This window comes from Agitococcus lubricus (genome assembly GCF_003051055.1).
Taxonomy (GTDB): domain Bacteria; phylum Pseudomonadota; class Gammaproteobacteria; order Pseudomonadales; family Moraxellaceae; genus Agitococcus; species Agitococcus lubricus.
In genome coordinates, this window is the sequence record NZ_QAON01000003.1 from 168,852 (window position 1) to 194,086 (window position 25,235).

At 43.8% G+C, this 25,235-nt stretch carries 22 protein-coding genes and 1 pseudogene; 14 read left to right on the top strand and 9 right to left on the bottom strand.

The genetic code is table 11. From position 1 onward, the window contains the following. Positions 1 to 94: 94 nt before the first annotated feature. The 4 genes from C8N29_RS04590 to fabA form a co-directional block, all read right to left on the bottom strand. Positions 95 to 1,213, bottom strand: a complete 1,119-nt coding sequence (locus C8N29_RS04590; protein WP_107864864.1) for a putative solute-binding protein — start codon at positions 1,211 to 1,213, stop codon at positions 95 to 97. A 429-nt stretch (positions 1,214 to 1,642) separates the two neighbouring features. Then, a complete protein-coding gene (locus tag C8N29_RS04595) occupies positions 1,643 to 2,704 on the bottom strand; it encodes a putative solute-binding protein (RefSeq protein ID WP_107864865.1) in 1,062 nt (353 codons plus the stop codon). Between the two features lie 429 nt (positions 2,705 to 3,133). Then, on the bottom strand, positions 3,134 to 4,351 hold the full coding sequence (fabB, locus tag C8N29_RS04600) for a beta-ketoacyl-ACP synthase I (RefSeq protein WP_107864866.1): 1,218 nt from the start codon (positions 4,349 to 4,351) through the stop codon (positions 3,134 to 3,136). Positions 4,352 to 4,418: 67 nt separating this feature from the next. Next, positions 4,419 to 4,931 (bottom strand): bifunctional 3-hydroxydecanoyl-ACP dehydratase/trans-2-decenoyl-ACP isomerase, encoded by a 513-nt coding sequence (fabA, locus tag C8N29_RS04605; RefSeq protein ID WP_107864867.1) that lies wholly within the window; start codon positions 4,929 to 4,931, stop codon positions 4,419 to 4,421. A 496-nt stretch (positions 4,932 to 5,427) separates the two neighbouring features. On the opposite strand from fabA, the gene C8N29_RS04610 reads away from it, so the two are divergent. The 6 genes from C8N29_RS04610 to C8N29_RS04635 all read left to right on the top strand — a co-directional run bounded on the left by C8N29_RS04610 (position 5,428) and on the right by C8N29_RS04635 (position 10,171). Next, positions 5,428 to 6,177 carry an electron transfer flavoprotein subunit beta/FixA family protein gene (locus C8N29_RS04610; RefSeq protein ID WP_107864868.1) on the top strand — a complete coding sequence of 250 codons (750 nt, stop codon included), beginning with the start codon at positions 5,428 to 5,430 and terminating at the stop codon, positions 6,175 to 6,177. A 1-nt stretch (position 6,178) separates the two neighbouring features. After that, positions 6,179 to 7,108, top strand: a complete 930-nt coding sequence (locus C8N29_RS04615) for an electron transfer flavoprotein subunit alpha/FixB family protein (RefSeq protein WP_107864869.1) — start codon at positions 6,179 to 6,181, stop codon at positions 7,106 to 7,108. A gap of 78 nt (positions 7,109 to 7,186) precedes the next feature. Further along, a complete protein-coding gene (locus C8N29_RS04620; RefSeq protein WP_107864870.1) occupies positions 7,187 to 7,990 on the top strand; it encodes an MOSC domain-containing protein in 804 nt (267 codons plus the stop codon). A gap of 119 nt (positions 7,991 to 8,109) precedes the next feature. Then, positions 8,110 to 8,784 carry a DUF6901 family protein gene (locus tag C8N29_RS04625; RefSeq protein ID WP_107864871.1) on the top strand — a complete coding sequence of 225 codons (675 nt, stop codon included), beginning with the start codon at positions 8,110 to 8,112 and terminating at the stop codon, positions 8,782 to 8,784. A gap of 262 nt (positions 8,785 to 9,046) precedes the next feature. Continuing rightward, positions 9,047 to 9,727 (top strand): DUF6901 family protein, encoded by a 681-nt coding sequence (locus C8N29_RS04630; protein ID WP_107864872.1) that lies wholly within the window; start codon positions 9,047 to 9,049, stop codon positions 9,725 to 9,727. A 3-nt stretch (positions 9,728 to 9,730) separates the two neighbouring features. Continuing rightward, the gene (locus C8N29_RS04635) at positions 9,731 to 10,171 is read left to right on the top strand and encodes a hypothetical protein (protein ID WP_107864873.1); all 441 of its coding nucleotides are present in this window, start codon (positions 9,731 to 9,733) and stop codon (positions 10,169 to 10,171) included. On the opposite strand, the gene C8N29_RS04640 is transcribed toward C8N29_RS04635, so the two are convergent. Next, positions 10,168 to 11,181 carry a transporter gene (locus tag C8N29_RS04640; protein ID WP_107864874.1) on the bottom strand — a complete coding sequence of 338 codons (1,014 nt, stop codon included), beginning with the start codon at positions 11,179 to 11,181 and terminating at the stop codon, positions 10,168 to 10,170. The two genes, C8N29_RS04635 and C8N29_RS04640, sit on opposite strands and share 4 nt — an antisense overlap. Before the next feature lie 790 nt (positions 11,182 to 11,971). Here C8N29_RS04640 and topA point away from each other — a divergent pair. The 4 genes and pseudogenes from topA to C8N29_RS04660 form a co-directional block, all read left to right on the top strand. Continuing rightward, a pseudogene (gene topA, locus C8N29_RS04645) lies at positions 11,972 to 14,575 on the top strand (type I DNA topoisomerase); the annotation flags it as partial. Positions 14,576 to 14,646: 71 nt separating this feature from the next. Further along, a complete protein-coding gene (locus C8N29_RS04650) occupies positions 14,647 to 15,150 on the top strand; it encodes a DUF6586 family protein (protein ID WP_107864876.1) in 504 nt (167 codons plus the stop codon). Position 15,151: 1 nt separating this feature from the next. After that, positions 15,152 to 15,442 (top strand): hypothetical protein, encoded by a 291-nt coding sequence (locus tag C8N29_RS17150; RefSeq protein ID WP_239986957.1) that lies wholly within the window; start codon positions 15,152 to 15,154, stop codon positions 15,440 to 15,442. A 236-nt stretch (positions 15,443 to 15,678) separates the two neighbouring features. Continuing rightward, positions 15,679 to 16,938, top strand: a complete 1,260-nt coding sequence (locus C8N29_RS04660) for an FAD-dependent oxidoreductase (RefSeq protein WP_107864877.1) — start codon at positions 15,679 to 15,681, stop codon at positions 16,936 to 16,938. On the opposite strand, the gene C8N29_RS04665 is transcribed toward C8N29_RS04660, so the two are convergent. Further along, on the bottom strand, positions 16,895 to 17,953 hold the full coding sequence (locus C8N29_RS04665; RefSeq protein WP_107864878.1) for a transcriptional regulator CypR: 1,059 nt from the start codon (positions 17,951 to 17,953) through the stop codon (positions 16,895 to 16,897). The two genes, C8N29_RS04660 and C8N29_RS04665, sit on opposite strands and share 44 nt — an antisense overlap. Before the next feature lie 134 nt (positions 17,954 to 18,087). On the opposite strand from C8N29_RS04665, the gene C8N29_RS04670 reads away from it, so the two are divergent. From C8N29_RS04670 to C8N29_RS04685, 4 genes are all read left to right on the top strand, one after another. Next, the gene (locus C8N29_RS04670; protein WP_107864879.1) at positions 18,088 to 18,408 is read left to right on the top strand and encodes a 2Fe-2S iron-sulfur cluster-binding protein; all 321 of its coding nucleotides are present in this window, start codon (positions 18,088 to 18,090) and stop codon (positions 18,406 to 18,408) included. Between the two features lie 95 nt (positions 18,409 to 18,503). Further along, complete coding sequence (locus C8N29_RS04675) at positions 18,504 to 19,964, top strand: cytochrome P450 (RefSeq protein ID WP_107864880.1); 1,461 nt, start codon at positions 18,504 to 18,506, stop codon at positions 19,962 to 19,964. Positions 19,965 to 20,106: 142 nt separating this feature from the next. After that, entirely contained in the window at positions 20,107 to 21,327 is a 1,221-nt protein-coding gene (locus tag C8N29_RS04680) for an NAD(P)/FAD-dependent oxidoreductase (RefSeq protein ID WP_107864881.1), read from the top strand. A 65-nt stretch (positions 21,328 to 21,392) separates the two neighbouring features. Next, positions 21,393 to 22,217 carry a class I SAM-dependent methyltransferase gene (locus C8N29_RS04685; RefSeq protein WP_107864882.1) on the top strand — a complete coding sequence of 275 codons (825 nt, stop codon included), beginning with the start codon at positions 21,393 to 21,395 and terminating at the stop codon, positions 22,215 to 22,217. On the opposite strand, the gene C8N29_RS04690 is transcribed toward C8N29_RS04685, so the two are convergent. Genes C8N29_RS04690 through C8N29_RS04700 form a run of 3 tightly spaced genes read right to left on the bottom strand, consistent with a single transcriptional unit; the run spans position 22,185 to position 25,180 of the window. Beyond that, positions 22,185 to 23,576, bottom strand: coding sequence for an ATP-binding protein (locus tag C8N29_RS04690; protein WP_107864883.1), 1,392 nt, complete (start codon positions 23,574 to 23,576; stop codon positions 22,185 to 22,187). The two genes, C8N29_RS04685 and C8N29_RS04690, sit on opposite strands and share 33 nt — an antisense overlap. A gap of 2 nt (positions 23,577 to 23,578) precedes the next feature. Continuing rightward, positions 23,579 to 24,244 carry a response regulator gene (locus C8N29_RS04695; RefSeq protein WP_107864884.1) on the bottom strand — a complete coding sequence of 222 codons (666 nt, stop codon included), beginning with the start codon at positions 24,242 to 24,244 and terminating at the stop codon, positions 23,579 to 23,581. 33 nt (positions 24,245 to 24,277) lie between these two features. Then, a complete protein-coding gene (locus C8N29_RS04700; protein ID WP_107864885.1) occupies positions 24,278 to 25,180 on the bottom strand; it encodes an FAD:protein FMN transferase in 903 nt (300 codons plus the stop codon). Positions 25,181 to 25,235 lie beyond the last annotated feature (55 nt).

The window sequence follows — 25,235 nt, forward strand, 5'->3', positions numbered from 1 at the left end:
TGTGGGCAAAACCTTAGCCAAATATTTCCCAATATAGCCTAGCCTATGAGCTAATCAGAGTGCCAAATGTCATAAAATTGCTCAATTTAGCTGTTTATTCGTCGCTGAGTGAGCACTCTGCATTTGTGGGTTTGCTTTTACAACGAATACGTTTAAGCAAAGCCATCATTTTGGGGTCGTAATAGCCCAATTTGGTCATTTCTATACGCGCTTCACGCAATAAGCCCCAGTAATGTATTTCTTCTTCGGGGGTGACATTTACCCAGTATTTAGCAGGAATTTCAGCTTCCGAACGTTCAATGGCTTTATAGGTTTGATTAAGAATTTCATCTAAGAATTGTGCGGCGATACTACGAAATGCAACCAGTTTTTCATCTAAGTCGGGCATTTTCTTTTTAATACGGTCGCGGTTAATGACTAAACTGCCTGTCATTTGTGTCAATGGAAAACGATAAACACCGCCTTTATCGCCCAAACCACGCTCTAATTCAAAAGCCTTAAACACCAGTGCAGGCGCGACAATAATGTCCACTTGGCCATTATTAAATTTACCTGCAATATTGGATAAGTCTGATGGTACAGCTTGCGCACCAATACGACTGACGATTTCAGTTTGGGATTTATCCCAATCTAAAACGGCAATTTTTTTGCCTGCGGCTTTTTCGATGGAGTTAATTTGTTTGTCGCGTACATGCACATAGGTGCTGCCAATCGGTAGTACGCCGACAATTTGATACGGCTCGGTAATGGTGAGTGGTAAGAGCTTAGTATCAAGTAAGGTAATCAATAAAGTACGTAACTCTTGATAAGAGGTGACTGCGCCGAGCGCCTCTATACTGCCAATAAATAAATTAAATTGTCGTGCACGCATGGTCGATATGCCTGCAGCATCACATCGTCCCGCCTTAAAACTCTCAGCAGCGACCCGTTCATCACTGTAGACATCAATTCGAGGATGAATATTCCAACGTCGTGCAATGAGTGCTAAGTCTTTGGCTTTATTATAAATTTCACCATTTTTACCCTGCATATCAAATAAACATACGGAAATATATAGGGGTTTCTCTAAGGGGGGAGGTAACCCGTTTTCGTTAGGTTGTAAGTCTTGAGCCGCATCTAATAATGTCGAGGCGTAGACAGGGCAGGCGAGGCTTGCAACTAATAACAGTGGACTGAGTAGACGAGTAGCAAATTTGCTGAACGTAGCGAGCATTCAATCACTCCATGAGCGAATTAGACTAAGATTGGGCGGGTATCTGAGCCAGTTGTGCATGTCTGAGCTGGCAAGGAGTAGCGATGCGAAATCTAAGTCTGTTTGGCTAAAGGCACTAAGCAGAACAACAGTGCCGTGTTTATGAATGAACACACTAATGCAAAAACTGATGTTTGCTCTAAATTTTTGTTTTCAAGAAACTGGCAACGGTAAACATTGTTATTATAGGCCGTTGTGTGTTCTTAAGTATGACCTGAGACGGCCACGTGCGCATACTAGGACGAAGTCTTGATAAACACAAGCAACTCAACAGAAGGATTGCCTATTTACCGACGAATGAAAGTAAGATAAAAGGTGAGACTTAAAAACGCCTGTCCCTTTCTCGCTCAGCATGACGAAAAGGACAGACGATACGATACAATACACCCTTTAGTTAATACGGGTACATTCCGCTTCTTGTGGGCTGAGTTTACAGCGCACGCGTTTCATTAATGCCATCATACGCGGGTCATAAATACCCTCCTTGGTCAGTTGTTGTCTCGCGTCTTGCATCAGATTCAGATAACGTGTTTTTTCTGCCTCAGGTAAATCTAGCCAATATTGTGAGGGAATTTCTTGCTCACGCTTGTTAATAAAGCTAATCGCTTTATCCATTTCGGCTAAGGCATAAACGCGTATTTTAGCAATACGCTCATCTAAGTCAGGCACAGTTTGGCTTAAATGCTTACGATTAATCAAAATCGTGCCTGTCACTTGCGTGAGAGGAAAACGATAAATTCCCCCGTAATCTCCCAAACCTTTGGCCAGCTCCAAAGGCTTAAAGGCAACGGCAGGTGCAGCAATCACATCCACTTGGCCATTATTAAATAAGTTAGCAAAATTATAAAAGTCTGTGCTCACCGCTTGTGCCCCTAGATGTTGCACGATTTTGGCTTGCGCCTTATCCATATCAATCACGGCGACTTTTTTGCCTGCTGCTTTATCAATCGAGTCAATATGACGATTATTGACCATCACATAAGCCGCACCAAGCGGCATCACTGTCACGACCTGATAGTTGCCGTTAATCGTTAAGGGGGCAACTTGTGGATTATTAAATGTGGAAACTAAGGTTTTAATATGCTGATAAGACGGCGCAGAGCCAATAGAGTCTATACTGCCAATAAAGGGATTAAACTGTTTGGCGCGTAATGTGCTCAGTGCCACGCCATCACATTGTCCTGCTTTGAAATCTTCTGCAGCCACCCGCTCATCGGAATAGGCTTTGATGGTGGCATTCACATTCCACTTTTTAGCAGCTAATGCCATGTCTTTGGCATAACGGTATAAGTCACCACTGTTACCACCAATATCATAAACACAAAACTTAATGTTTAGGGGTTTTGCCAGTGGGTTGATAGATGCAGTAGCGGCTTGAGCGTTTACGATTAAGCCTAATGCCAGCGCAAGTCCTGTTACGCGTTTAGTACGGTTCAATAATGAATGTACCATGGTTCGTACCTCTTTCTCTTGGCTGAATGAGGACTGTGAGCGCAATACAGGCAATAGAGTATAAATACGACGACTAGAGTGAGTAGTTATACCATACTGCTCCGATTGTCGCTAAATCATGTCATGACCACCATTGGCCATGAGTGTGGAAATCAATTCGCACCAGCACTTCGGCGTTCCACGATCAATCATCATGATTTAGCCAGTCCTGTATGACGTCATTTGATAAAAGAATGGCGTTCTTTCATAAATGTACTCGTCATTACAGTGCAGGCTATCATCATCCAATGACATTTTTATCAATTTTGTTTGGTTGTTAGACAGAAAAGTGAGTGATTTTGCAAAAAATTCACAAAGTACAGCAAATTAACGTGATGATGGAGAGGGGCAGGTCGTGTAGTCGGCATGGTGCCAACTACACGGGAGATATCAGATGGACAGTTTTCTAAAAATGAGTGAAGCGTTCGTGCCACCAAAGCCAAAGCTATTGGACATCACCGCCGTGACCGCTTGATAACGTGTTTCACGAACAATAGGGAATGCCTCAGCCGCAGGGTCAAGCGCGTCAATATGTGCAGAGGCAGCCAAAAAGCCATCTTGCATCATCAGTAGACTATAGATGGCTTCTTGAACACCTGCCGCCCCTAAAGAGTGACCTGTTAAGGCTTTAGTTGAGCTGATATAAGGAATCTTGTCACCAAATACGCGTTGAATCGCTTTTAATTCAACACAATCGCCTGTAGGGGTAGCAGTGCCGTGTGCATTAATGTAGTCAACGGGACAAGTTGCCATGTCGAGGGCGAGTTGCATACAACGTGCCGCACCCTCACCACTGGGTGCAACCATATCGTGCCCGTCGGAGGTTGCGCCATAACCAACCAACTCCGCATATATTTTAGCGCCACGTTTTAGTGCATGTTCGTAGTCCTCAAGCACCAAAATACCACCACCCCCCGCAATGACAAAACCATCACGATTAGCCGAGAAGGGGCGAGAAGCAGATTCAGGGGTATCGTTGTAACGACTCGCCATAGCACCCATCGCATCAAATAAACACGATAAACTCCAATGCTCTTCTTCGCCACCCCCTGCAAACACCACATCTTGTTTACCTAATTGAATTTGCTCCATCGCATTACCAATACAATGGGCAGACGTGGCACAGGCCGAAGAAATGCCATAGTTGACTCCGTAAATTTCAAACGCGGTAGCCAACGATGCGACGACCGTACTGGTCATGGTACGAGGAACCATGTACGGGCCAACACGTTTAATGCCTTTTTCACGGGCAATATCAACAGCTTGTAATACGTTAGCGGTGGACGCTCCACCAGAACCCGCAATGACGCCTACACGTGGGTTTTGCGCATATTGTTCTTTGCTTAAACCCGCATCAGTAATCGCTTGTTGCATCGCTAAATAGGCATAGGCGGCTGCATCGCCCATAAAACGCTTGGTTTTGCGGTCAATGGCTGTTTCTAAATCAATGTCGGGACGACCACTGACTTGGCTTCTAAAACCCATTTCGGCATACGTTGGGTTAAAACGAATACCAGAGAGACTTTGTTGTAAGTGAGTGCTGACGGTTTTGGCATCATTGCCGATACAAGACACAATCCCTAAGCCTGTTACTACCACGCGACGCATAGTCGACCCTCTAAAAATACGATATACCCCGTAGTATGAGGTTATCTGCTTAAACTTTTATTAAATCTCAAAAGTTATCAGTGCGCGTAAATAAACCACATTTTAAGTCGCTAGCTGTGTAGATTTCGCGGCCATCAACCAAGACGCGGCCATCGGCAATACCCATGACGAGTTTACGTTCCACCACACGCTTGATTTGTAACTCATAACGTACCAATTGGTGCTGTGGCAAAATTTGACCAAAAAACTTGACTTCGCCTACACCTAATGCGCGACCACGACCTGCATTACCACGCCAGCCCAAATAGAAACCCAATAATTGCCACATCGCATCGAGTCCCAAGCAGCCAGGCATCACGGGGTCTGTGGGAAAGTGGCAGTTAAAAAACCAAAGTTCGGGGTGAATATCAAATTCGGCAATAATTTCGCCTTTACCATATTGACCATCATCGTCACTAATTTTCAGAATCCTATCCATCATTAACATTGGAGGTACAGGCAAACGCGCATTTTCAGTGCCAAATAATAAACCTTCGCCACAGGCAAGCAGTTGTTCTTTGTTAAATTGACCAGCAGGCATTGATAAAGTTCCTAGTTAATAGGCAAATATTAAGAGTTCTTACTTAAAGTTAGGACGAAGCTAAGCTAAGCTAAGCTAAGTAAAGTTAATGCACAAATTACACCAAACAAACGCGGCGATTCTAACAAGGGATTATGTCATATAACTGACACGTCTCGCTCAGTATGTTTCTAATTGTGTTTTTTAGCCTAAGTTTTGCCCATTTTTGAGCGGCCAAAGCGGTACATGTCATAAAAATGTAATGGCCTATCTGATGTGTTATTGACAATATTGTTAGGCGTAGCAACAGACTTAATTCACTATCTTAAGGCTCAAGTTATCATAAAAAAGTGAGAAAATTGTATGTCAATGGCCATAAAAACAGGTTAATCCGTCACTGTTCGCTTGACCTACAAGCAGCAATGTCCGAATATATTGCACCTTTTACAGGTTTGCTAATTTTAGCAAATATTGTAACCCTTAAAACTTCGTCAAATCGTCACCCTCCGAGGATTCCATGAAGGCTCTTGTTGCTGTCAAACGCGTTGTCGATTACAACGTAAAAGTTCGCGTCAAAGCGGATAAAACTGGCGTAGAACTCGCCAATGTTAAAATGGCTATTAACCCATTCTGTGAAATCGCTGTTGAAGAAGCCGTTCGCTTAAAAGAAAAAGGCATCGTTAGCGAAATCGTTGTTGTTTCTATTGGTCCAAAAGAAGCTCAAGAACAAATCCGTACTGCGATGGCTCTTGGTGCTGACCGTGGTATTTTGGTAGAAACAGGTGCTGAAGTACAACCTTTAGCCATTGCTAAATTATTAAAAGCGATTTGTGACCAAGAACAACCACAATTAGTGATTGTGGGTAAACAAGCGATTGATGACGATAACAACCAAACAGGCCAAATGTTGGCTGCGTTAGCAGGTTATGGTCAAGGTACATTTGCTTCTGTCGTTAAAGTTGAAGGCGGCAAAGCCATTGTCACTCGCGAAATCGACGGTGGTTTACAAACTGTTGAATTAAACTTGCCAGCTGTTGTGACAACAGACTTACGTTTGAATGAGCCACGTTATGCTGCTCTGCCAAACATCATGAAAGCAAAGAAAAAGCCTTTAGATACTAAGACACCTGCTGACTATGGTGTTGACGTAACGCCACGCGTGAAGACATTAAAAGTTGAGCCGCCAGCAGAGCGCAGTGCAGGTATCAAAGTGAAGTCCGTTGAAGAGTTGGTTGCTAAACTCAAGAACGAAGCAAAGGTGATTTAATATGGCAGTTTTAGTTTACGCAGAACACGATAATAGTTCTATTAAAGGTGCTACCCTTAACACTGTTGCGGCTGCTCAAGCCCTTGGTGGTGAAATCCACGTTTTAGTTGCAGGTTCTGGCTGTCAAGCGGCGGCTGCTGCTGCTGCACAAATCGCTGGCGTTAGCAAAGTATTGGTTGCTGACAATGCTGCTTATGCTAATCAATTAGCTGAAAACGTGAGCTTGTTAGTGACTGAAATTGGTAAAGGTTATAGCCACATTTTAGCGGCTGCTACTACCAACGGTAAAAACTTTGCACCACGCGTTGCTGCTTTGTTAGATGTGGCTCAAATTTCTGAAATCACTAAAGTAGTGAGTGCAGATACCTTTGAACGTCCAATCTACGCAGGTAACGCCATTGCGACTGTTCAGGCTTTAGACGCTATCAAAGTTATCACTGTACGTTCTACAGGTTTTGATGCGGTTGCTGCAACAGGTGGTTCTGCTGCTGTTGAAGCAGTTGGCTCTGCAACTGATGCTGCAACGTCTAAGTTTGTTGGCGAAGAATTAGCGAAGTCTGACCGTCCAGAATTAACCGCTGCTAAGATTGTGGTTTCTGGTGGTCGTGGTATGGGTAATGGCGATAACTTCAAAATCCTTTACAGCTTGGCTGATAAATTGGGTGCTGCTGTGGGTGCCTCTCGTGCTGCTGTTGACGCGGGCTTCGTACCAAACGACATGCAAGTGGGTCAAACAGGTAAAATCGTTGCCCCACAATTATATGTTGCCGTTGGTATCTCTGGCGCTATCCAACATTTAGCAGGTATGAAAGATTCTAAAGTGATTGTTGCAATCAACAAAGACGAAGAAGCGCCAATCTTCCAAGTAGCTGACTACGGTATCGTCGGTGACTTGTTTGATTTAGTGCCTCAATTAGAGAAATTAGTCTAAAGACTACTCTCTAGGATGCTGAGTCCTAAAAAGCCCTAGCCCTAAACTAGGGCTTTTTTATTTTGGAGCGTCTATTTTATGTCCGCATTTATCTCTCAATTAGCCATTTATCCGCTCAAATCAGCCGCTGCGGTGGCTTTAGAACAAGCGACATTAACTGAACTGGGGTTGGCATGGGATAGACGTTGGTTATTGGTTGATAGTCAGGGACAATTTATCACCCAACGACAATACCCCAGCATGGCGCAAATTCGTGCGAGGGTTGAAAGTGGTCGCCTGCTAGTGAGTGCACCCCATCAACTAGATTTATCGATTGAGCCGACCGTCTTAAATAGTCTGTACGTCACTATTTGGCAAGACCGTGTCTTGGCACATCGGGTAAGCCAACAAGCAGACCAATGGTTTAGTGACTATTTGAATATTGACGTACAACTGGTATTTTTTCCTGAATACGGACAGCGTGTGGTTGATGAGGCATGGGCAGGCGTAGGTCACCAAACGGCCTTTTCGGATGGTTTTCCTTTATTAGTGCTCACACAAGCGAGTTTGGATGCACTGAGTCAACATTGGCAACAAACGGTTGATTGGCGACGTTTTAGACCCAATATTGTCATTGGTGGCGATATGGCTGCCTATAGTGAAGACCAATGGACGGGATTAAAGGTAGGCGATATAGAGTTGGCCTTAGTCAAACCCTGTTCGCGCTGCGTTATCCCATCCATTGACCCTGATACCGCACAAAAAGACAGCAGTTTGAATAAAGTATTGGCGACATACCGTCGTCGTACCGATGGTAAAATTTATGTAGGGCAAAATGCAATTATACGGCAATTAGGGCGAGGGTTATTACGTGTGGGTATGCCAGTGGAGCTATTGTTTTAATTTGTGTTTGGATTGTGACAAAAACATAATAAATCATCTCATTTAATCGTCTATTATGCTGAGAGTGTGTAAGCTGATAAACGTATTACGCAACTCTGTTTATGTGGGAAAAAATAACAATGATGATTCATTACAATTTTGATTTTGAAAATGGCCAACAGCTTAAATTTCAAGTGGATTTAGACCGTCAGTATGACTTTAAGCAAGACCTATCAATGGCACCCGATTGGACAAAACTCGAAAATAATAAATGTCAAAATTGCCCCTTAAAAAGCCAACAATATAGTCATTGCCCCGCGGCCTTAGATTTAGACAAAGTCATGGCGGATTTTCAAAAAATCCCTGCATCGACCAAAGTTTATGTCAAAGTGACAACCACCGAGCGCGAATACGCCAAACGTGTGACCTTAGAAGAGGGTGTACGCGCTTTAATGGGCTTAATTATGGCGACTAGCGCATGTCCTATTTTTAGTACGCTCAAACCGAATGCTCGCCATCATTTGCCTTTTGCCAGCAAAGAAGAGTTTATTTTACGCTCTGCTTCCTTGTATCTAATGCATCAATATCTGATTGCCCGTGATGGTGGTGAGGCAGATTGGGAGTTAAAAGGGCTGATTAAAACGAATGAACAATTACAATTAGTCAATCATGCCTTTTGGCAGCGCACGATGACTGCTTTTCAAAGTGATGCCAACTCTAAAGCCTTACTCAGCTTTTTTACTTTATCATCCAACATGTCGGCCTCTTTACAAAGCCAACTCAGTAAAATGAAAAGTGTATTTTATAGTGGTTAATAGCGTTATCTTGGCACAGTGAACAACAACAGCTAAATATGAACTATCTTCTCAAGATGGCGATTAACATCAAGACAACTGAGGTGTATGTGTTGCTGAATGACGAGGGTCAAAACGTCAACAGAGTCTAAACAATGCCTTGGCGTGAACGAGGGTGTTGATAGGGAAAGTGTATGACTCATGGTATTTAGGGACAACCATGCTTTGTGAAAATGCCAACTAAAATAAACAGTAAATCAGCTATATAAGAGTCATCAATACTATGATTATTCAATACTTTTTCTCATTTGATGATGGTCTAGACTTGTCTTACGATGTGAACGTCAATCGTCGTTTTTCTATTCATGCCGACTACAGTCATGCACCCGAATGGACACGACTCACCAATAACCAATGCAAAAATTGCCCACTGGATAAAAAAGTCTATACCCATTGTCCTGCGGCCTTAGATTTAGATAAAGTGATTCAAGACTTTCAACGCTTTTCTGCACTAACCAAAGTGAATGTCAGGGTGGTGACGGCTGAACGTGAGTATGTTAAGCGTGTGACCTTAGAAGAAGGCGTGCGCGCGCTAATGGGTTTAATTATGGCGACCAGTGCCTGTCCTGTCTTTTGTGACCTTAAACCCAATGCCCGTAATCATTTACCCTTTGCCAGTCGTGAGGAGTCTATGTTACGGCTCGCTTCAGTGTACTTAATGAAGCAATATTTTATTTGGCGTGAGGGCGGTGTGCCTGATTGGGAGTTAAAAGGTTTAATTAAAGAGCATGCCGAGTTACAACTGGTGAATCATGCGTTTTGGCAACGGGTGATGGCAGCCTTTAAGAGTGATGCCAACTCTAAAGCCTTATTGAGCTTTTTTACGGTATCGGCCAGTATTTCAACGTCCTTGGATAGTCAATTAGCCAAGATGAAAAATGTTTTTTTTACCAGTGTTGAGTAAAACGTGGATAAATTTTGGTGGGTGATTTTATTAATTAGTGTGTTTATTGGTGGGCAATGGATGATGATGCGGCCTAGCCCACGCGAAAAACACCTCATGTTACTGCGTGAAGCGGCGCGTAAATTGGGGTTGCAACCTAAACTCATACCTCCCCCTGAGTGGTTGGTGTTGGAACATAAACAATTCATTGCCTGTTATAGCCTCATTATTCCTACTGCCAAGTTTGCCTATAGTCGGTGTCAACAACAACAAGGCCAATGGCGCTGTATGACGGGGACAGATTTGCTAGCAAAAACAGCCTTAATTCCACAAGCCAGTTATTTGTTGGCAATAGAGGCACAAGCAAACAGTATCAGTTTTTACTGGCAAGAAGAGGCAGGTATGGACGTATTAGAACCCATTAAAGCATGGTTAACGACTTTAGCCGAACCGACAAGGGTTTAGTCATTTTTATGACCAAAGGCAAACCACACAGCAATACAGGTTAAGGTCGCTACCAACAAGATAATGAGCCAAAACCCTGCATGATTGTTTGCTAAAGGAATACCGCCGACATTCATACCCAATAAGCTCGCCGTTAAATTAATCGGTAAAGCCAATACGGTGACGGTACTTAATACGAACAAGCTGCGATTATTCTGTTCGTTGATGTGGGCAGCAATTTCTTCTTGTAAAAGTTTAATGCGTTCTTGTAGGGCGCTCATGTCACGTAACACGGTAGAAAACTCTTCGGTCGATTGACGTAGGTTAACCGTATCATCTTCAATCATCCAACGCGGGGGACGGCTTAATAAACGAAATAAGGCCGAAGGTTCGGGGGCAAGCAGGCGTTGTAAACGTAACAATAAACGACGTAAATTACCTAAATTAGCCCGATGAATATCTAAACGATTACTTAATAACGTGTCTTCGATATGGTCAACATGACGCGCGACATCGCGCGCAATTTGCGTCATGACATCGGCTTGGTCGCGTAGCAAATGCACTAATAAATCGACGGTTGAACTTAATTGCTCGCCTTGTTTGACGGCAGCACGTAAACGGTCAATAGAAACTAAGGGTTTAACGCGGGCGCTGACGACAACGTGTTGACTGACACTCAAATACAGGGTGGCAACGTCTGTGGCATCGACACTAAAGTCAAAAACAACGTCGTTAATCACCGCAATCAACGAGTCGTCGACATATTCAATACGGCTAGAGCGTGTCCCTTCGTGGAGTGCCTCATAAAAAATAGGGGATAGGTTCAGATATTGATGTAACCACTTTTCACACGCACTATGACTCAAATTAAAATGCAGCCAAATAAAACTGTTGGTTTGATTATCCGTGTTTTGTAACCACAGACTAGCCGCGTTTGAGCTGAGTGGATGAATACCTTCGGGCGAAAATACATAACCACAAATCAGCCCAGTTTCATCAGAGCCATACAAGGTGTTTATTGGCTGGCGCATACATTAATTAAGATAAACAATCATAAAAACATCATCGTCTTACAGTTTGATGTCGATTTGATGACAAAGCCACTTTCGTTCACGGATTTGAGCGGCTTGTTGATTTTGTCGACAAAAACTAACAGTTTGTCAGACAAACTACATAAAAATTCCTATCTTGTTGGTGGTAAAAGCCATTATCTGTTGTATGCTTGCCAAATGTATTGCTTATCAGACTTCGAGTTTGATAATAACAACACAAAAAACAAACTTGAGACCTCATAGGCTTGGTAGAAGTTAAAGCGCACTTGGCTAGATGAATGACGATAAAAAGTACAAGTTTGCTAAACGCTTTCACCTAGGTTTTGTGATGACTTAAGAAGCCAAGTTGCCTGAGTCAGTTGCGTATCACATGGTATTGTCGTGCTGACGTAAAGCCTAGGGTCTGCTGATAGTTTGATTGTGGTTGCGAAAGAGACTATTTTTTAGAGGATACGCGGCGTGAATCACGTAGTTTGGTGATTCCAAATAAGTGCTCAGCAACAACGTAGCCTCAAAAAATAGTTCTTTCCCTGTGGGTTGCGTTAAAAGTTGATTCATTCTGCGTGACAAAACTGGCCAATAGAATCACTATTCGCTGCGTTTTGTGCCTTGCCTGAGTCCATTTTTATCAGCAACGCGGCTCACACGTAACATGTCAACAGACCCTATTTGCACCTCTGTCAGTTTGCGGCGAATGTGGCCTTACGGTGTCATATTCCATGAATAAATTTTTGTATTTTTTGAATAAAACTTTTAGGTTTTTATGGCTAAAGCATTAGTGATTGTTGAGTCGCCAGCGAAGGCGAAAACGATTAATAAATATTTGGGAAAGGATTTTATTGTCAAATCGAGTATTGGCCACGTCCGTGACTTGCCTGTCAGCGGTAATGCTCAAAAAGAGGACAAAGAAGTAAAGCCCACAACGAAAACCAAAACAACGGCCATAGAAAAAGCCCATAAAATGCAAGCGGCTCTGGTGGCGCGCATGGGCGTTGACCCCGAGCATGATTGGTTGGCCAATTATCAAATTTTACCTGGTAAAGAAAAAGTAGTGGCTGAGCTAAAGACCTTAGCCAATTCTGTAGAGACTATTTACCTCGCAACGGACTTGGATAGAGAAGGGGAGGCCATTGCTTGGCATTTGCAACAAGTGATTGGTGGTGACCCACAGCGTTATCAGCGAGTGGTCTTTAACGAAATTACCAAGTCGGCCATTACCGCTGCCTTCCAGCAGCCTGCACGGCTTAATATGCACCGTGTGAATGCCCAACAAGCACGACGTTTCTTAGACCGTGTGGTGGGGTATATGGTCTCGCCTTTGTTATGGGAAAAAATTGCGCGTGGTTTGTCGGCAGGCCGAGTACAGTCGGTGGCTGTGCGTTTGGTTGTCGAAAAAGAGCGTGAAATTCGTGCCTTTGTGCCTGAAGAATTTTGGGATGTACATGCGCACACCGATACCCCTCAGCAGCAAACGTTACGTTTACAGGTACATAAGTATCAAGACCATGCCTTTAAGCCCAAAAACGAAACGGATGCATTAAATGCAGTGGGTCAATTGGCCTCGGCGACTTATGTAGTGGCTAAACGTGAAGACAAACCGACACGCACGCGGCCACCTGCACCGTTTATTACCTCCACTTTGCAGCAAGCAGCGAGTACACGTTTAGGCTTTAGCGTTAAAAAAACGATGACCTTAGCCCAGCGTTTATATGAAGCGGGTCATATTACCTATATGCGTACAGACTCGACCAACTTGAGTCAAGATGCCTTGCATGCCGTGAGGGGGTTTATTGTCCAGCAATACGGGCAGTCATATTTACCTGCACAAGCAAATATCTACGCCAGTAAAAGTGGTGCTCAAGAAGCACACGAAGCCATTCGTCCCTCCGATGTCAACGCAACAGGTAGTCAATTAGGTGGCTTGGAGCGTGATGCCGAGCGTTTATACGATTTAATTTGGCGACAATTTGTAGCATGTCAAATGCCCGATGCAGAATACGTCAGTACCTCGTTAAGCGTACAGGCAGAAGACTATGAATTACGTACACGTGGTCGTATTTTGACCTTTGATGGCTTCACCAAAGTTTTAGCGCCTGTACAAAAAGACAATGAGGATGTGGTACTGCCAAACGTCAATGTGGGTGATGTATTAATCTTAAAAGAACTATTGCCAACCCAGCATTTTACCAAAGCGCCACCACGTTACACCGAAGCAACTTTAGTCCGCGAGTTAGAAAAGCGTGGCATTGGTCGTCCATCGACTTACGCTGCTATCATCTCGACGATTCAAGAGCGTGGCTACGTCAAATTAGACAGTAAACGTTTTTATGCCGAAAAAATGGGCGATATTGTTGCCGATAGATTATTAGAAAGTTTTGATAATCTGATGGATTATGCGTTTACGGCTAAATTAGAAGAAGAGCTGGACAAAGTTGCTGAAGGTGACGTTAACTGGAAAGATTTACTGAATGTATTCTATCGTGACTTTAAGGCCAAATTAGTTCATGCCGCAGGCGAGCAAGGTATGCGCCGTAATCAACCTGTGGCGATTGATTTGCCTTGTCAGTTATGTAGCCGTCCTATGCAAATTCGTACCGCAAGTACGGGCGTGTTTTTAGGGTGTAGTGGTTATGCTTTGCCGCCTAAAGAGCGTTGTAAAGGCACCATTAACTTAACACCTGTTGAACATCTGGCCTTAGCAGATAACGATGAGGAAGGGGAAACCAACGAGTTACGGGCTAAAAAACGCTGTCTAAAGTGTGGAACTGCGATGGACAGCTATTTGGTTGATAGTGAGCGTAAGTTACATGTTTGTGGTAATAACCCAGACTGTGATGGTTTTGAGCTAGAGCAGGGTACGTATAAGTTAAAAGGCTATGAAGGGCCAACGGTCGAGTGTGATAAGTGTGGTGGCTCGATGGAGCTAAAAAATGGCCGTTTTGGTGCTTATTTTGCCTGTGGTAGCTGCCCCAATACCCGTAAAGTCTTGAAAAATGGCGAAGCAGCCCCACCTAAATCAGACCCCATCCACACAACGATTCGTTGTGCCAAAGTGGACGATTATTTTGTGTTACGGGATGGCGCTGCTGGTTTATTTTTGGCAGCCAGTCAATTCCCTAAAAATCGTGAAACCCGCGCACCGAGTATCACCGAGTTACAACAACTGGCCGACCGACTAGACCCGAAATATCACTATTTGTTGTCAGCACCTGCGTGTGATGACTATGGTAACCCAAGCTTATTGCGCTTTAGCCGCAAAACGAAAGAGCAATATGTGACGACTGAAGAAGATGGTAAAGCCACAGGTTGGCAAGCCTTTTACCGTGACGGTGTGTGGCAAATTACTAAGGGGCGATTGTCTAAAGAGAAATAGTTTTAACCTGACGCCAGCTTTCTAATTTAAGGAGGGTGGTGTGAGAGAGTGACACAATAAGGTAATGATGTATGCGCGTAGCACGATATGGTGCAGGTCGAACCAATCAAAAATTTTATTTTGCAAAAATGGCGATGCAACAGCTAGAGTTAGCTGCTGATGAGGCGAATAAACAAGCGTACTATGAGACGGCTGTGTTTCATCTACACGGTGCGTTTTTGGCTTGTTTGCAAGAGCTGAGTCGTTTCTATAAGTTGTCGCCCCAATTAGCAACAACAGAAGCCATTCGACTTGCTTTAGATGCAAAAGGCCAAATATCTCCTGAAATTAGTCAGTTACAAGCTGTAGAAACAGAGGGATGGCTGGCTGAATTGCAACAAGCATTTGCTGACTGTCAACTAGCACCAGACCCTGTTGAGGTGCAACCTGAAGCGGAGTTAGCGGATAGTCTGATTTTGAAGGTGGCAGATGCCAGTTCATCGTCAGCGATTATTCCCTCAGTCCAACTTCAAGGCTGGTATAAAGCTTTACATGCTTTGATAAATGATTTTCGTCGCGAAATGGTCGAGTTTTGATATGCCAGAAGCCATCTTAGAAATCGTTGAGTTAGAAACAGGTGAAGTCGTATTGCGCCGTTCTGACTCTAGCGAAGGGTCAAGTGAGCCGTTTGTCAGTATTAAATTTTCCGAAGAAGCCAAAGTCTTAGTCAACCATCAAAGTGCCAATTTGGCGCGTTTTATGATTAGTGTCGGCTTACAAATGGTCGCCAAAATTCATGCCGAAGCCTTGCAAGAGGCAGGTGTCGAGCAAACGGCGACAGATGACACTGATGAATCCCCTGTCCCACCTAACAGTCGTTTGCATTAGGGGCTATCTCTGTCCGTGAGGTCATAGATAATCGTTTTGCTCATTCACGAGTACCTATTAGCGCTTGGGTCTTGTCAATGTCTATGGCTTATCGCCCTTAATCTGTCTCGCTGAAATATGTTGACAATGTAAACATCAATCTTCACTATGCATATTCACAACGTATCATGCTGAACAGTTTGGCTTGCAAACACCGATTGGGTGTTACTGCCTAAACCCTCCGAGGTAAATGGTTTATGAGCAAAAAAATTGCCATTATTGGTAGTGGTATTGCTGGCCTGACGGCCGCGTATCGTGCACGCCAAGCAGGTTTTGAAGTGACTGTTTTTGAAGCGCAGCATGGTCATGGTATGGATGCGCATTGTCTTGATGTCGATGGCGGGAGAGTCGATGTCCCGTTGCGGGTCATGAATCCTAAGCGCTGGCAGCATGTTTTACGTTTGGCGTCCGAAGTGGGGGTAAATACCTTTGCCGTGGATACTTATGTATCATGTAGCAACTTACAACAACAGACATGGTTTAGGTCAACCCGTTTGCCCCTTGTGCGTTGGCCGATGTTGGCATCTTGGCGATTTTTGCATCGCAACAGTGCCAAAATAGCCTATGGTTTGTATCAGCTAAGACAATTATTGGCGTATAGCCAACAAACACCTCAACAATCTATCGCCGAATTATTGGTGCATCATCCAATCGACCCTATTTTTTGGCGTGGTTTGGTATTGCCTTTATTGACCACCATTTGCACCTGTGATGAGGCACATTTATTAGCATGGCCAAGCCATCAATTATTAAGTTTATTAGATGATATTTTGCATGCACAAGGTAAGCGTTTATTACGTTTAGAGGGCGGAACGTCGGCGCTTGTCCGTGCTTTAGCTGTGGGTATCGCCTGTTGTCATGGCAGCCCCGTTGTACAGGTGATGGAGCAAGACACTCTCGTGTGGGTACAAAATCAGCGTGGCGAAGGCGGCTGGTTTGATAGGGTAATTATTGCCACGCAAGCCAATCAATTACACTTTTTGACAGGTGAGCATTACGCTCTTGAACGTGCCCTGTTAGCGGCTATTCCTTATGCACAGGGCGAGTTAGTTGTACATCAAGATTTGCGTTGTTTACCTCGCCATCGTCACGACTGGACAGCCTTAAATTTTCAGGCAGATACCCATTTTGAGCGATTTATGTTTAGTGTGTGGGTCAATGCAGTAGAACCCACACTCGCCAATCAAGCGCCTGTATTACAAACATGGAATCCTATGATTGATTTAGATGAGTCTAAGGTTATCTCTCGGACGCGGTTTCAGCGGGCGGTCGTGAATCAGCAAACGACAAGCATGTTAGCGCAACTTACGCGTTGGCATCGACAAGCGAATAGAAAGGTATTTTACATTGGTTCATGGGCGTATGAGGGCGTGCCTTTATTAGAAAGTGCGGTATGTTCTGCGGAGGCTGTGATTAGACTCTTACAAGAGTCAACAGACTCTCATGTTGTTGTCTAAAAGTTTGGGGCGACATATGAAACCAACGCTTAAACGCCCGCCGAAAATTCGCACTGTCATGGTAATTGAGTAAGGACGCAATAGCCTCTACCGACATTGTACTGTTGCGTAAATAATGGCTTGCTTGTTCGGCTAAGAACTTATCACGAATTTCCATGTAACTACTGCCTTCTTTCGCTAAGTGGCGAGCAAGCGTGCGTTTGCTAATAAATAAAGCCGCTGCTGCATTTTCTTCGCTCAAAGTGCCTAGGGGTTGAGAGAGCATCATTTTTTGTAGTTGATAGGTGGTGCTGCATTTATGTGATTTTAATTGTGACAACATGACTTCACATTGTCGCATAGCTAACACATAGTTCTCGTGATTTGCAGACGCATTAGGAATATGACAGATTTCTAATGGGAGTTTGATGCTAGAGTAAGACGCAGAAAACTGGTAACTGCCCGCAAAGTAGGCTTTATAAACCTCATGATATGCAGGTTTGGCAAAACTAAAATTCATTTGGGCATCATGTAGTGGCCGACCAATAATAAATTCGGCACAGGCGACAAAGACCATCAAACAACATTCTAATAAGCTACGGTAAACGTCTTCGTGTAATAGTGTTTCAAATCTAATTTCACATTCAACCCAATCTTCTTGCATCTTAAAGTTTAAGCGCGCAAAACTCATTCTTGTTGGCACAAAATTTTGAAAGGCTTGTAAAGCCATCAATAAATTGGGACTACTATTGACTAAAAATCCCATGGCACCATGTGTTGCGGGTGTTAAATGGCGGCCTAAACGTAAACCAAAATCAGGATAGGGTGACAGTTGTAAGGCGTTGTTTAGAATCTGAATTTGCTGACGTGTAGTTAGCAAAATATCTTCTTGTAAAAATTGCTCAGGACTCAGTTGGGTGAACTTTAAGAGTTTAGGTAGCTCTCGCATTTGTAAACCCAATTCACGGCCAATAATACGCGAATAATTAGACGGAATATTGGCAATATCCTCCGCCCAGTTGTTGATATCAGACATGATGGTTGTTCCCGATAAAGGGCTTAAGTGTCTTTTAATGACCCCTTATTGTCAATAAATAACCTCCTTAATCCATGCGTATCTCCCTATGCTAAAGCCATATTTATCAGTTTTTTCAACGCAGGAGAACATTCATGGGCACTATTACGTTTATCAATCATGAAGGAAAACAACATGTCGTTGAGCTTGAGGATGGTAAGTCATTAATGCAAATTGCGATGGATAACGGGGTTCAAGGAATAGATGCCGATTGTGGTGGCGAGTGTGCCTGTGGCACGTGTCATGTGATGGTTGGCAATAAATGGTTGGCTTTGGTCAATAGTGCCAAATCAGAAGAGTTGCAAATGTTAGAAATGACGCCTGAAAGACAAGATAACTCACGCTTAGCTTGTCAAATTCAAGTCACGAATGCAATGGATGGTATGGAAGTACATTTGCCAGAGTTTCAAATGTAATCCACATACAAAACAAACAAAAAGATAAAGACCACTGAGCGAAGTCGAAGTGGTTTCGATTTTGCTCAACCAACACAATTGTCAAGGTAAATATCATGAGTCTGTTAACCTCTGCTATGCAAAAAGCATCATCTGTCATCACTGAATTAGAAAAAGTGCCAGCCATCGAAAAAGCCTCTCAGTTGGTCGTTGAGAAAGTATCGGCTAATGTGCCCATTCCCATGTTAGTGAAAGGCGTACAAATTTTTCAAACGGTGAAACATAAAGTATTACAAACCAAGCCTTTTGATGAGTTTATAGAGCAACCGATTCCTGATGTCTCTACACTAAAAATCGAAGATATTGATGTCAGTAATCCGTTTTTATATCGCCAACATCAAGTCAATCCTTACTTTAAGCGTCTGCGTGATGAGTGTCCTGTTCATTACCAAAAAAGTAGTCCATTTGGTGCATTTTGGTCGGTGACACGTTATGAAGATATTGTCTTTGTTGATAAAAATCACGACATATTTTCTGCTGAGCCTGCAATTATTATTGGTCAAACGCCCGAAGGTTTACCTGCTGAAATGTTTATTGCGATGGATCCTCCCAAGCATGATAAACAGCGTCAAGCCGTACAAGAAGTGGTTGCTCCCAAAAACTTAAAAGAACTCGAAGGTTTAATTCGCACCCGCACCCAACAGGTATTAGATGAATTGCCTGTGAATACCCCGTTTGACTGGGTGCAAAACGTGTCTATTGAATTAACCACGCGTATGTTAGCGACGTTGTTTGATTTCCCTTATGAGCAACGTCATAAATTGGTGTATTGGTCAGATATTATTGCAGGTAGCCCACAAGCAACAGGCGGGCCGGGTAGTAGTAATGAGGAGTTTTACAATGCCGCTTATGAGATGACCAAACAATTTTCTGAACTTTGGTATCAAAAAGCGGCTGATAAAGCAGCTGGTAAACCTATGGGTTATGATGTGATGAGTATGTTGGTGTATTCCAAAGATACTGAAGACCTCATTAAAAAGCCAATGGAGTTTATGGGTAATTTAGCCTTGTTAATTGTCGGTGGTAATGACACGACACGTAATTCAATGTCGGGTGGGGTGTATGCGTTAAATTTATTCCCTAATGAGTTTACTAAGCTGAAAAATAATCCAAGTGTGATTCCAAACATGGTCTCTGAGATTATTCGTTGGCAAACGCCGTTAGCTTATATGCGTCGTATTGCTAAGCAAGATGTGGAGTTAAATGGCCAGTTAATTAAAAAGGGCGATAAGGTCGTCATGTGGTATGTGTCTGGGAATCGGGATGAACGCACAATTGACAATCCCGATGCCTTTATCATTGACCGTAAAGGTGCGCGTAACCATTTATCGTTTGGATTTGGTGTCCATCGTTGTATGGGTAATCGTTTAGCCGAATTGCAATTGCGTATTTTGTGGGAAGAGTTATTAAAACGTTTTGACAATATTGAAGTGTTGGCTGAGCCAGAAATTGTCCAGTCTAACTTTGTTAGAGGTTATGCCAAAATGATGGTGAAAGTCACACCTCAACATAGCTAAATGTACCCTGAGCGAAGTCGAAGGGTATGGGTAGTGCAGATTGAAAGTTGGTTTCGACTCCGCTCAACCAACATAACTCCGCTCAACCCTCACAAAAATGTACCCTGAGCGAAGTCGAAGGGTAATTTTTAGGATTAACACCATGTCAAATCAAGTTTGCCTGATTATTGGTGCTAGCCATGCGGCTGCACAGTTAGCCACCAGTTTGCGTCAGGAAGGTTGGCAAGGCCAAATTACCATGATCGGTGATGAAGCTTATTTGCCCTACCATCGTCCGCCTTTATCTAAAACCTTTTTAGCAGGCGATAAAGACATTGATGACTTGTTGATTCGCCCAGCAAGTTTTTATGAAAAGAGTGCTATTCAGTTTATACAAGGGCGAGTGACACACATTGATCGTCAACAACAGAAAATCACTCTTAACGATGGTTCACAGCTTCACTACGATAAACTAGCTTTATGTTTAGGGGCAAGAGTACGCACCGCAGGGCTAACAGGCGAAAATTTAGCTGGTGTGCATTATTTGCGTAACATCGCGGATATTCAGGCAATTAAACCTTATGTTGTACAAGGCAAACGTGCAGTGATTATGGGTGGCGGTTATATTGGCCTAGAAACAGCGGCTTCCTTAAAAAAATTAGGTATGGAGGTGGTGGTGCTAGAAATGGCCGAGCGCGTTTTACAACGCGTCACTGCGCCCGAAATGTCAGCATTTTATACCCGTATCCATCAACAACAAGGCGTAGCCATCTATACTCAAATGACGGTGAATGAGATTGTTGGTGAAGAGCAAGTGCGTGCCGTTAAATGTGCGGATGGACGAGAGTTTTTGGCAGACTTGGTGATTATTGGTATTGGAGTTGTGCCTAATGTGGAGTTGGCCGAGCAAGCAGGTTTAGAAGTCAATAATGGCATTGTGGTCGATGAGTTTGGCCAAACTAATGATGCGAATATTGTGGCCGCAGGCGATTGTGCCAATCATTTTAATGCCATTTATGGCCGTAGAATGCGTTTAGAGTCTGTACCTAATGCCAGCGACCAAGCCAAATCAGCGGCAGCAGCCATTTGTGGCGTGCATAAGCCGTATAAAAGTTTGCCGTGGTTTTGGTCTGACCAATACGACTTAAAGTTACAAATTGCTGGTTTAAGCCAAAGTTATGACCAAGTGGTGATTCGAGGTGATATTCAACATGGTCGCAGTTTTGCCGCGTTTTATTTACAGCAAGGCAAATTAATTGCTGCGGATTGTATTAATCGACCACAAGAATTTATGCTCAGTAAAAAAATTATTACCGAAAATTTACCAGTGAATGTTGACCGTTTGGCGGATGAGTCGATTCCTGTTAAGGAGTTGATAACTTAGGTCTAGGGGCTGTTGACGGTGTATTGTACGATAGCAACCTAAACGTAAATGAAACTCACTACCATATGGCACAGCATACACCGTTTGATATTAACACCCTCTTATTGACTGCAAATCCTGACGATTGGCGCTGGAGTAATTTGGGGTATTGGGCAAATGCTAGGGACTATGGTCAAGCCTGCCAGCAATTAGCCTTATTACACGGTCAAGCGGTAGACTTGCAAGCGGGTCAGCACTTATTGGAGTTAGGCTGTGGTTATGGTGCGGCCTTAGCCCTATGGCAACAACAATTTCAGGTCTCACAAATAGATGCTTTAGAATATAGACCTCACTGTGTCGAGCAGATACAAGCACAGCAATATCCCGCGTTAGCGCGTGTTTGCCAAGGTCGTTTTGATAGACCCTTAAAAGCGCCATTAGCGGGACAACACTATGATGCTGTCTTGTGTGTGGATGCCGCCTATCATGCGCAATCCTTAGAACAGTTTTTAGCCCTGATTGCCTCGGCATTAAAGCCCTCAGGGCAATTTGCCTTTTCGACCTTGTTGTTAGCGTCTACTTATTCTGATTATCCGTGGCAGCAACGGGCAGGCATACGCGCAGCGTTGGCTTTGGCGCGTGTCAATCGTATGGCGGTGCTCAGTGAAGTACAATTGCTAAAAATAGCACAAGAACAAGGCTTGACTGTTAAGCTACAGTCATTAACCGAGCATGTATTTAGTGGTTTTGCAGCATGGATAGCACTGCGCGAAAGCCAACTCAGTCAGCAGCAAAAACGAGGCGCAGATTGGCAAAAAATCTATTGGACAGCACGTTTTTGTCGTTATTTGAGCCAACACCCATTACTGGATTATGTCTTAGTGAGTGGGCAAGTAGACACACACTGCTAGGCCACCTGTTTGACGATTTTCAATCGTCAATCTCCCGTCATGCAGCTCAATAATCTTTTGTACAATAGATAAACCCAATCCACTACCGCGTGTATCAGCACTTTGCTCATGGCGATAAAAGCGTTCCATTAAACGGGGAATATCTTCTTCTGGTACGCCACAACCTGTATCTAAGACGTTTAAACGTATGCCATTTGACGCGATGTCGATGGCTAATTCAATATCACCATGGGGTGGCGTGTAATTAATGGCATTATCGAGCAAATTGCGTAATAAAATACTGAGTAAAATACGATTGCCAAGATAAAGATGCGTTGCTTGTACACACTGTAAGGCCAAATTTTGTTGTTTAGTTAATGCCAGAGGGAAAATACTGGCAATCACTTCTTGTCCTAATCCGACGATATCGAAAGGCTCACGTTGTACCGTGCCTTTTTCTGGTTCTAAACGGGCGAGTGTGAGTAGTTGCTCCACAACATGCGTGCTACGGTCTACCCCCAAGAGCGAGTTTTCGATGCCTTGGCGCATCTGTAAATTATCTTGTGCTTGTGCAGCGACTTGGAGTTGCAGTTTCAGAACGGTGAGGGGCGTCCTAAGTTCATGGGCGGCATCGGCCAAAAATCGACGTTCGCGTTCTATGCCTTCACCTAAACGGTCAAATAAATGGTTTAAGGCTTTAATCACGGTGGTGAGTTCTTCGGGGACTTGCTCCTGTAATTTAACAGGTTGTAGATGGTCAAGATTACGCAGTTTGATGGCATTTGATAAGCGTGTGAGCGGGGCTAAACCGCGTTTAATCACTACCCCAATTAAGACAATAATCATGACGATAGCCATGATGTTACCTGATAATAAACTGATGACTATTTTTTCAATCAGCTCTTCGCGGACATCGGAGCGTTCGGCAACAATAAGCCAGTGTTTGTTAGCAGGAATACGATGCGTATAAATAAACCAACTGTATTCGCCATCACGTTTACGAAAAAAACCCTGTTGTAAGGGAGACAGTGCGTAAGCAGGGGCACTGGGTGTACTGAGTAGTAAATTCCCCTCGCTATCCCATACTTGAATAGCCATTTTACGTTCATAAGCATGGCCTTCGGCTGAGTATTCTTCGCCATTAGTTAATTGAATTTTATCCGCATTGGCGAGGGCGGCATTGATGTGTCGCCAGTCGAGTTTATTAGAGCGTTGATTCAAAAATCCTTCAATAAACCGTGCATCCTCAACCAATTGTGCGTCGTAGAGTTCTTCAACTTCTTCGGCGGTAGAATAATAACCAATTAAGAATGAGACAAAAAACGCTAGTCCAAAGATAGCACAGAGGCTAAGTAGGAGGTATTGGCGTATAGATTTCATTGTCAGCTCTTGGCTTTTTCGACAATATAACCTACGCCGCGAATGGTTTTAATGAGCTCGGGATAAAACTTTTTGCGCAAGTGATGAATATGTACTTCTAAAGCATTACTTTCAATGTCATCACCCCATCCATAAAGACTTTGCTCTAATTGTTGGCGGGTCAATACTTTACCTGTATTTTCTAATAACTCATGTAACAACATAAACTCACGTCGGTGTAGCACCACGAGCGTATTTTGATAATGTACCGATTGACTATCAGGGTCTAAGCAAATAGCGCCATGTGTAATTTGACTATTCGCACGGCCATTCGCACGACGTGTGAGCGCGCGTAGACGAGCATTTAACTCTGCCAAATCAAAGGGTTTCAGTAAGTAGTCATCCGCACCTGCATCTAAACCTTTGACTTTGTCTTGTACGGTATCGCGGGCAGTCAAAATCAAAATCGGTGTGCTAACGCCTTTACGACGTACCGCATTTAACACCGTCATGCCGTCCATTTTGGGTAAACCTAAGTCTAAAATGACTAAGTCTATGTGCTGGTCAGAAATGGCTTGTAGTGCTTGTGCGCCATCGCGTAGCCAATCAACGGTATAGCCTTGAGGTTCTAAGGCACTTTTGAGTGTTGCCCCCAACATGGCATCGTCTTCAACTAATAAAATACGCATCTTTTTTCCTTGTACTTAAAGCGCCAATAGTGACTAACGTAGACACCAATAAGGAGCTTCCATCGCGTCTAAAAAGATTTCGGCATCTGTACCTTGTAAGCTGGCAAATGTAGCCATCATGCCCGCTTCAATACAGGTAGGTGCTGCCACCGTCACTGAATGCGGAGCATCGGTAATTGGCCAACCTGTTAGGGGATTCAAAATATGACTATAACGTACCCCGTCTTTGAGCAAAAAGCGTTTGCTGTCGCCACTGGTAGCCAGTGCGCCCTGACTCAGACTAAAAATACCTGTTTGGCTATCGGTATGTTCGGGGTTTTCTAAACCAATTTGCCATGCGCTACCATCACGACGGGGTGCCGTGACGCGCAAATCACCGCCAAAATTAATGAGTACACTGGCATCACAGTGCTCACTAATCAACTGCCAGACTTTATCAACGGCATATTCTTTGCCAATGCCGCCAAAATCTAACTCCATCCCAAAGGGGAGAGCAATCGTGGGTTTGTTCCATCGTACCTTGTCCCAGCCAATATGGGCTAAGAGGGCATCGACATCCTCAGGATTCGCCAGTAAGTCGCTACCATCAAAACGCCAAACCCGACGTAAAATACCCGAGGTGACATCAAACATACCGCCACTGAGGGTATAACATTGCGCAGCAAAGTCGAGTAATTCAGCTGTCTCATCATCTACCGTCACCGAGCCACCTTGGCATTGATTGATTTTATAGACAATATTGTCTTGGCGATAACGGCTAAATTTCTCTTCAATACGCCATGCTTCTTGAGAGGCAATACGCGCAATACGATGGACAAGATTTTCATCATCGGTGTCAACCAAGACTTCGCACAGGCTAGCCATGGCCTCAAAGTGAATTTGCCAATGTGTGGCGAGAGGACGGATATCGACGTGATAGCTGCGGTCGTGGGACATAAAGACTGTTCCGTATGTCTGTGGGTGACAGAGTGACAGACTCCCCGCATAACAG

Excerpts from the sequence above, each read along its gene's own strand:
- C8N29_RS04590 (WP_107864864.1), bottom strand. The coding sequence starts at position 1,213 with ATGCTCGCTACGTTCAGCAAATTTGCTACTCGTCTACTCAGTCCACTG.
- C8N29_RS04595 (WP_107864865.1), bottom strand. The coding sequence starts at position 2,704 with ATGGTACATTCATTATTGAACCGTACTAAACGCGTAACAGGACTTGCG.
- fabB (WP_107864866.1), bottom strand. The coding sequence starts at position 4,351 with ATGCGTCGCGTGGTAGTAACAGGCTTAGGGATTGTGTCTTGTATCGGC.
- fabA (WP_107864867.1), bottom strand. The coding sequence starts at position 4,931 with ATGCCTGCTGGTCAATTTAACAAAGAACAACTGCTTGCCTGTGGCGAA.
- C8N29_RS04610 (WP_107864868.1), top strand. The coding sequence starts at position 5,428 with ATGAAGGCTCTTGTTGCTGTCAAACGCGTTGTCGATTACAACGTAAAA.
- C8N29_RS04615 (WP_107864869.1), top strand. The coding sequence starts at position 6,179 with ATGGCAGTTTTAGTTTACGCAGAACACGATAATAGTTCTATTAAAGGT.
- C8N29_RS04620 (WP_107864870.1), top strand. The coding sequence starts at position 7,187 with ATGTCCGCATTTATCTCTCAATTAGCCATTTATCCGCTCAAATCAGCC.
- C8N29_RS04625 (WP_107864871.1), top strand. The coding sequence starts at position 8,110 with ATGATGATTCATTACAATTTTGATTTTGAAAATGGCCAACAGCTTAAA.
- C8N29_RS04630 (WP_107864872.1), top strand. The coding sequence starts at position 9,047 with ATGATTATTCAATACTTTTTCTCATTTGATGATGGTCTAGACTTGTCT.
- C8N29_RS04640 (WP_107864874.1), bottom strand. The coding sequence starts at position 11,181 with ATGCGCCAGCCAATAAACACCTTGTATGGCTCTGATGAAACTGGGCTG.
- C8N29_RS04650 (WP_107864876.1), top strand. The coding sequence starts at position 14,647 with ATGCGCGTAGCACGATATGGTGCAGGTCGAACCAATCAAAAATTTTAT.
- C8N29_RS17150 (WP_239986957.1), top strand. The coding sequence starts at position 15,152 with ATGCCAGAAGCCATCTTAGAAATCGTTGAGTTAGAAACAGGTGAAGTC.
- C8N29_RS04660 (WP_107864877.1), top strand. The coding sequence starts at position 15,679 with ATGAGCAAAAAAATTGCCATTATTGGTAGTGGTATTGCTGGCCTGACG.
- C8N29_RS04665 (WP_107864878.1), bottom strand. The coding sequence starts at position 17,953 with ATGTCTGATATCAACAACTGGGCGGAGGATATTGCCAATATTCCGTCT.
- C8N29_RS04670 (WP_107864879.1), top strand. The coding sequence starts at position 18,088 with ATGGGCACTATTACGTTTATCAATCATGAAGGAAAACAACATGTCGTT.
- C8N29_RS04675 (WP_107864880.1), top strand. The coding sequence starts at position 18,504 with ATGAGTCTGTTAACCTCTGCTATGCAAAAAGCATCATCTGTCATCACT.
- C8N29_RS04680 (WP_107864881.1), top strand. The coding sequence starts at position 20,107 with ATGTCAAATCAAGTTTGCCTGATTATTGGTGCTAGCCATGCGGCTGCA.
- C8N29_RS04685 (WP_107864882.1), top strand. The coding sequence starts at position 21,393 with ATGGCACAGCATACACCGTTTGATATTAACACCCTCTTATTGACTGCA.
- C8N29_RS04690 (WP_107864883.1), bottom strand. The coding sequence starts at position 23,576 with ATGAAATCTATACGCCAATACCTCCTACTTAGCCTCTGTGCTATCTTT.
- C8N29_RS04695 (WP_107864884.1), bottom strand. The coding sequence starts at position 24,244 with ATGCGTATTTTATTAGTTGAAGACGATGCCATGTTGGGGGCAACACTC.
- C8N29_RS04700 (WP_107864885.1), bottom strand. The coding sequence starts at position 25,180 with ATGTCCCACGACCGCAGCTATCACGTCGATATCCGTCCTCTCGCCACA.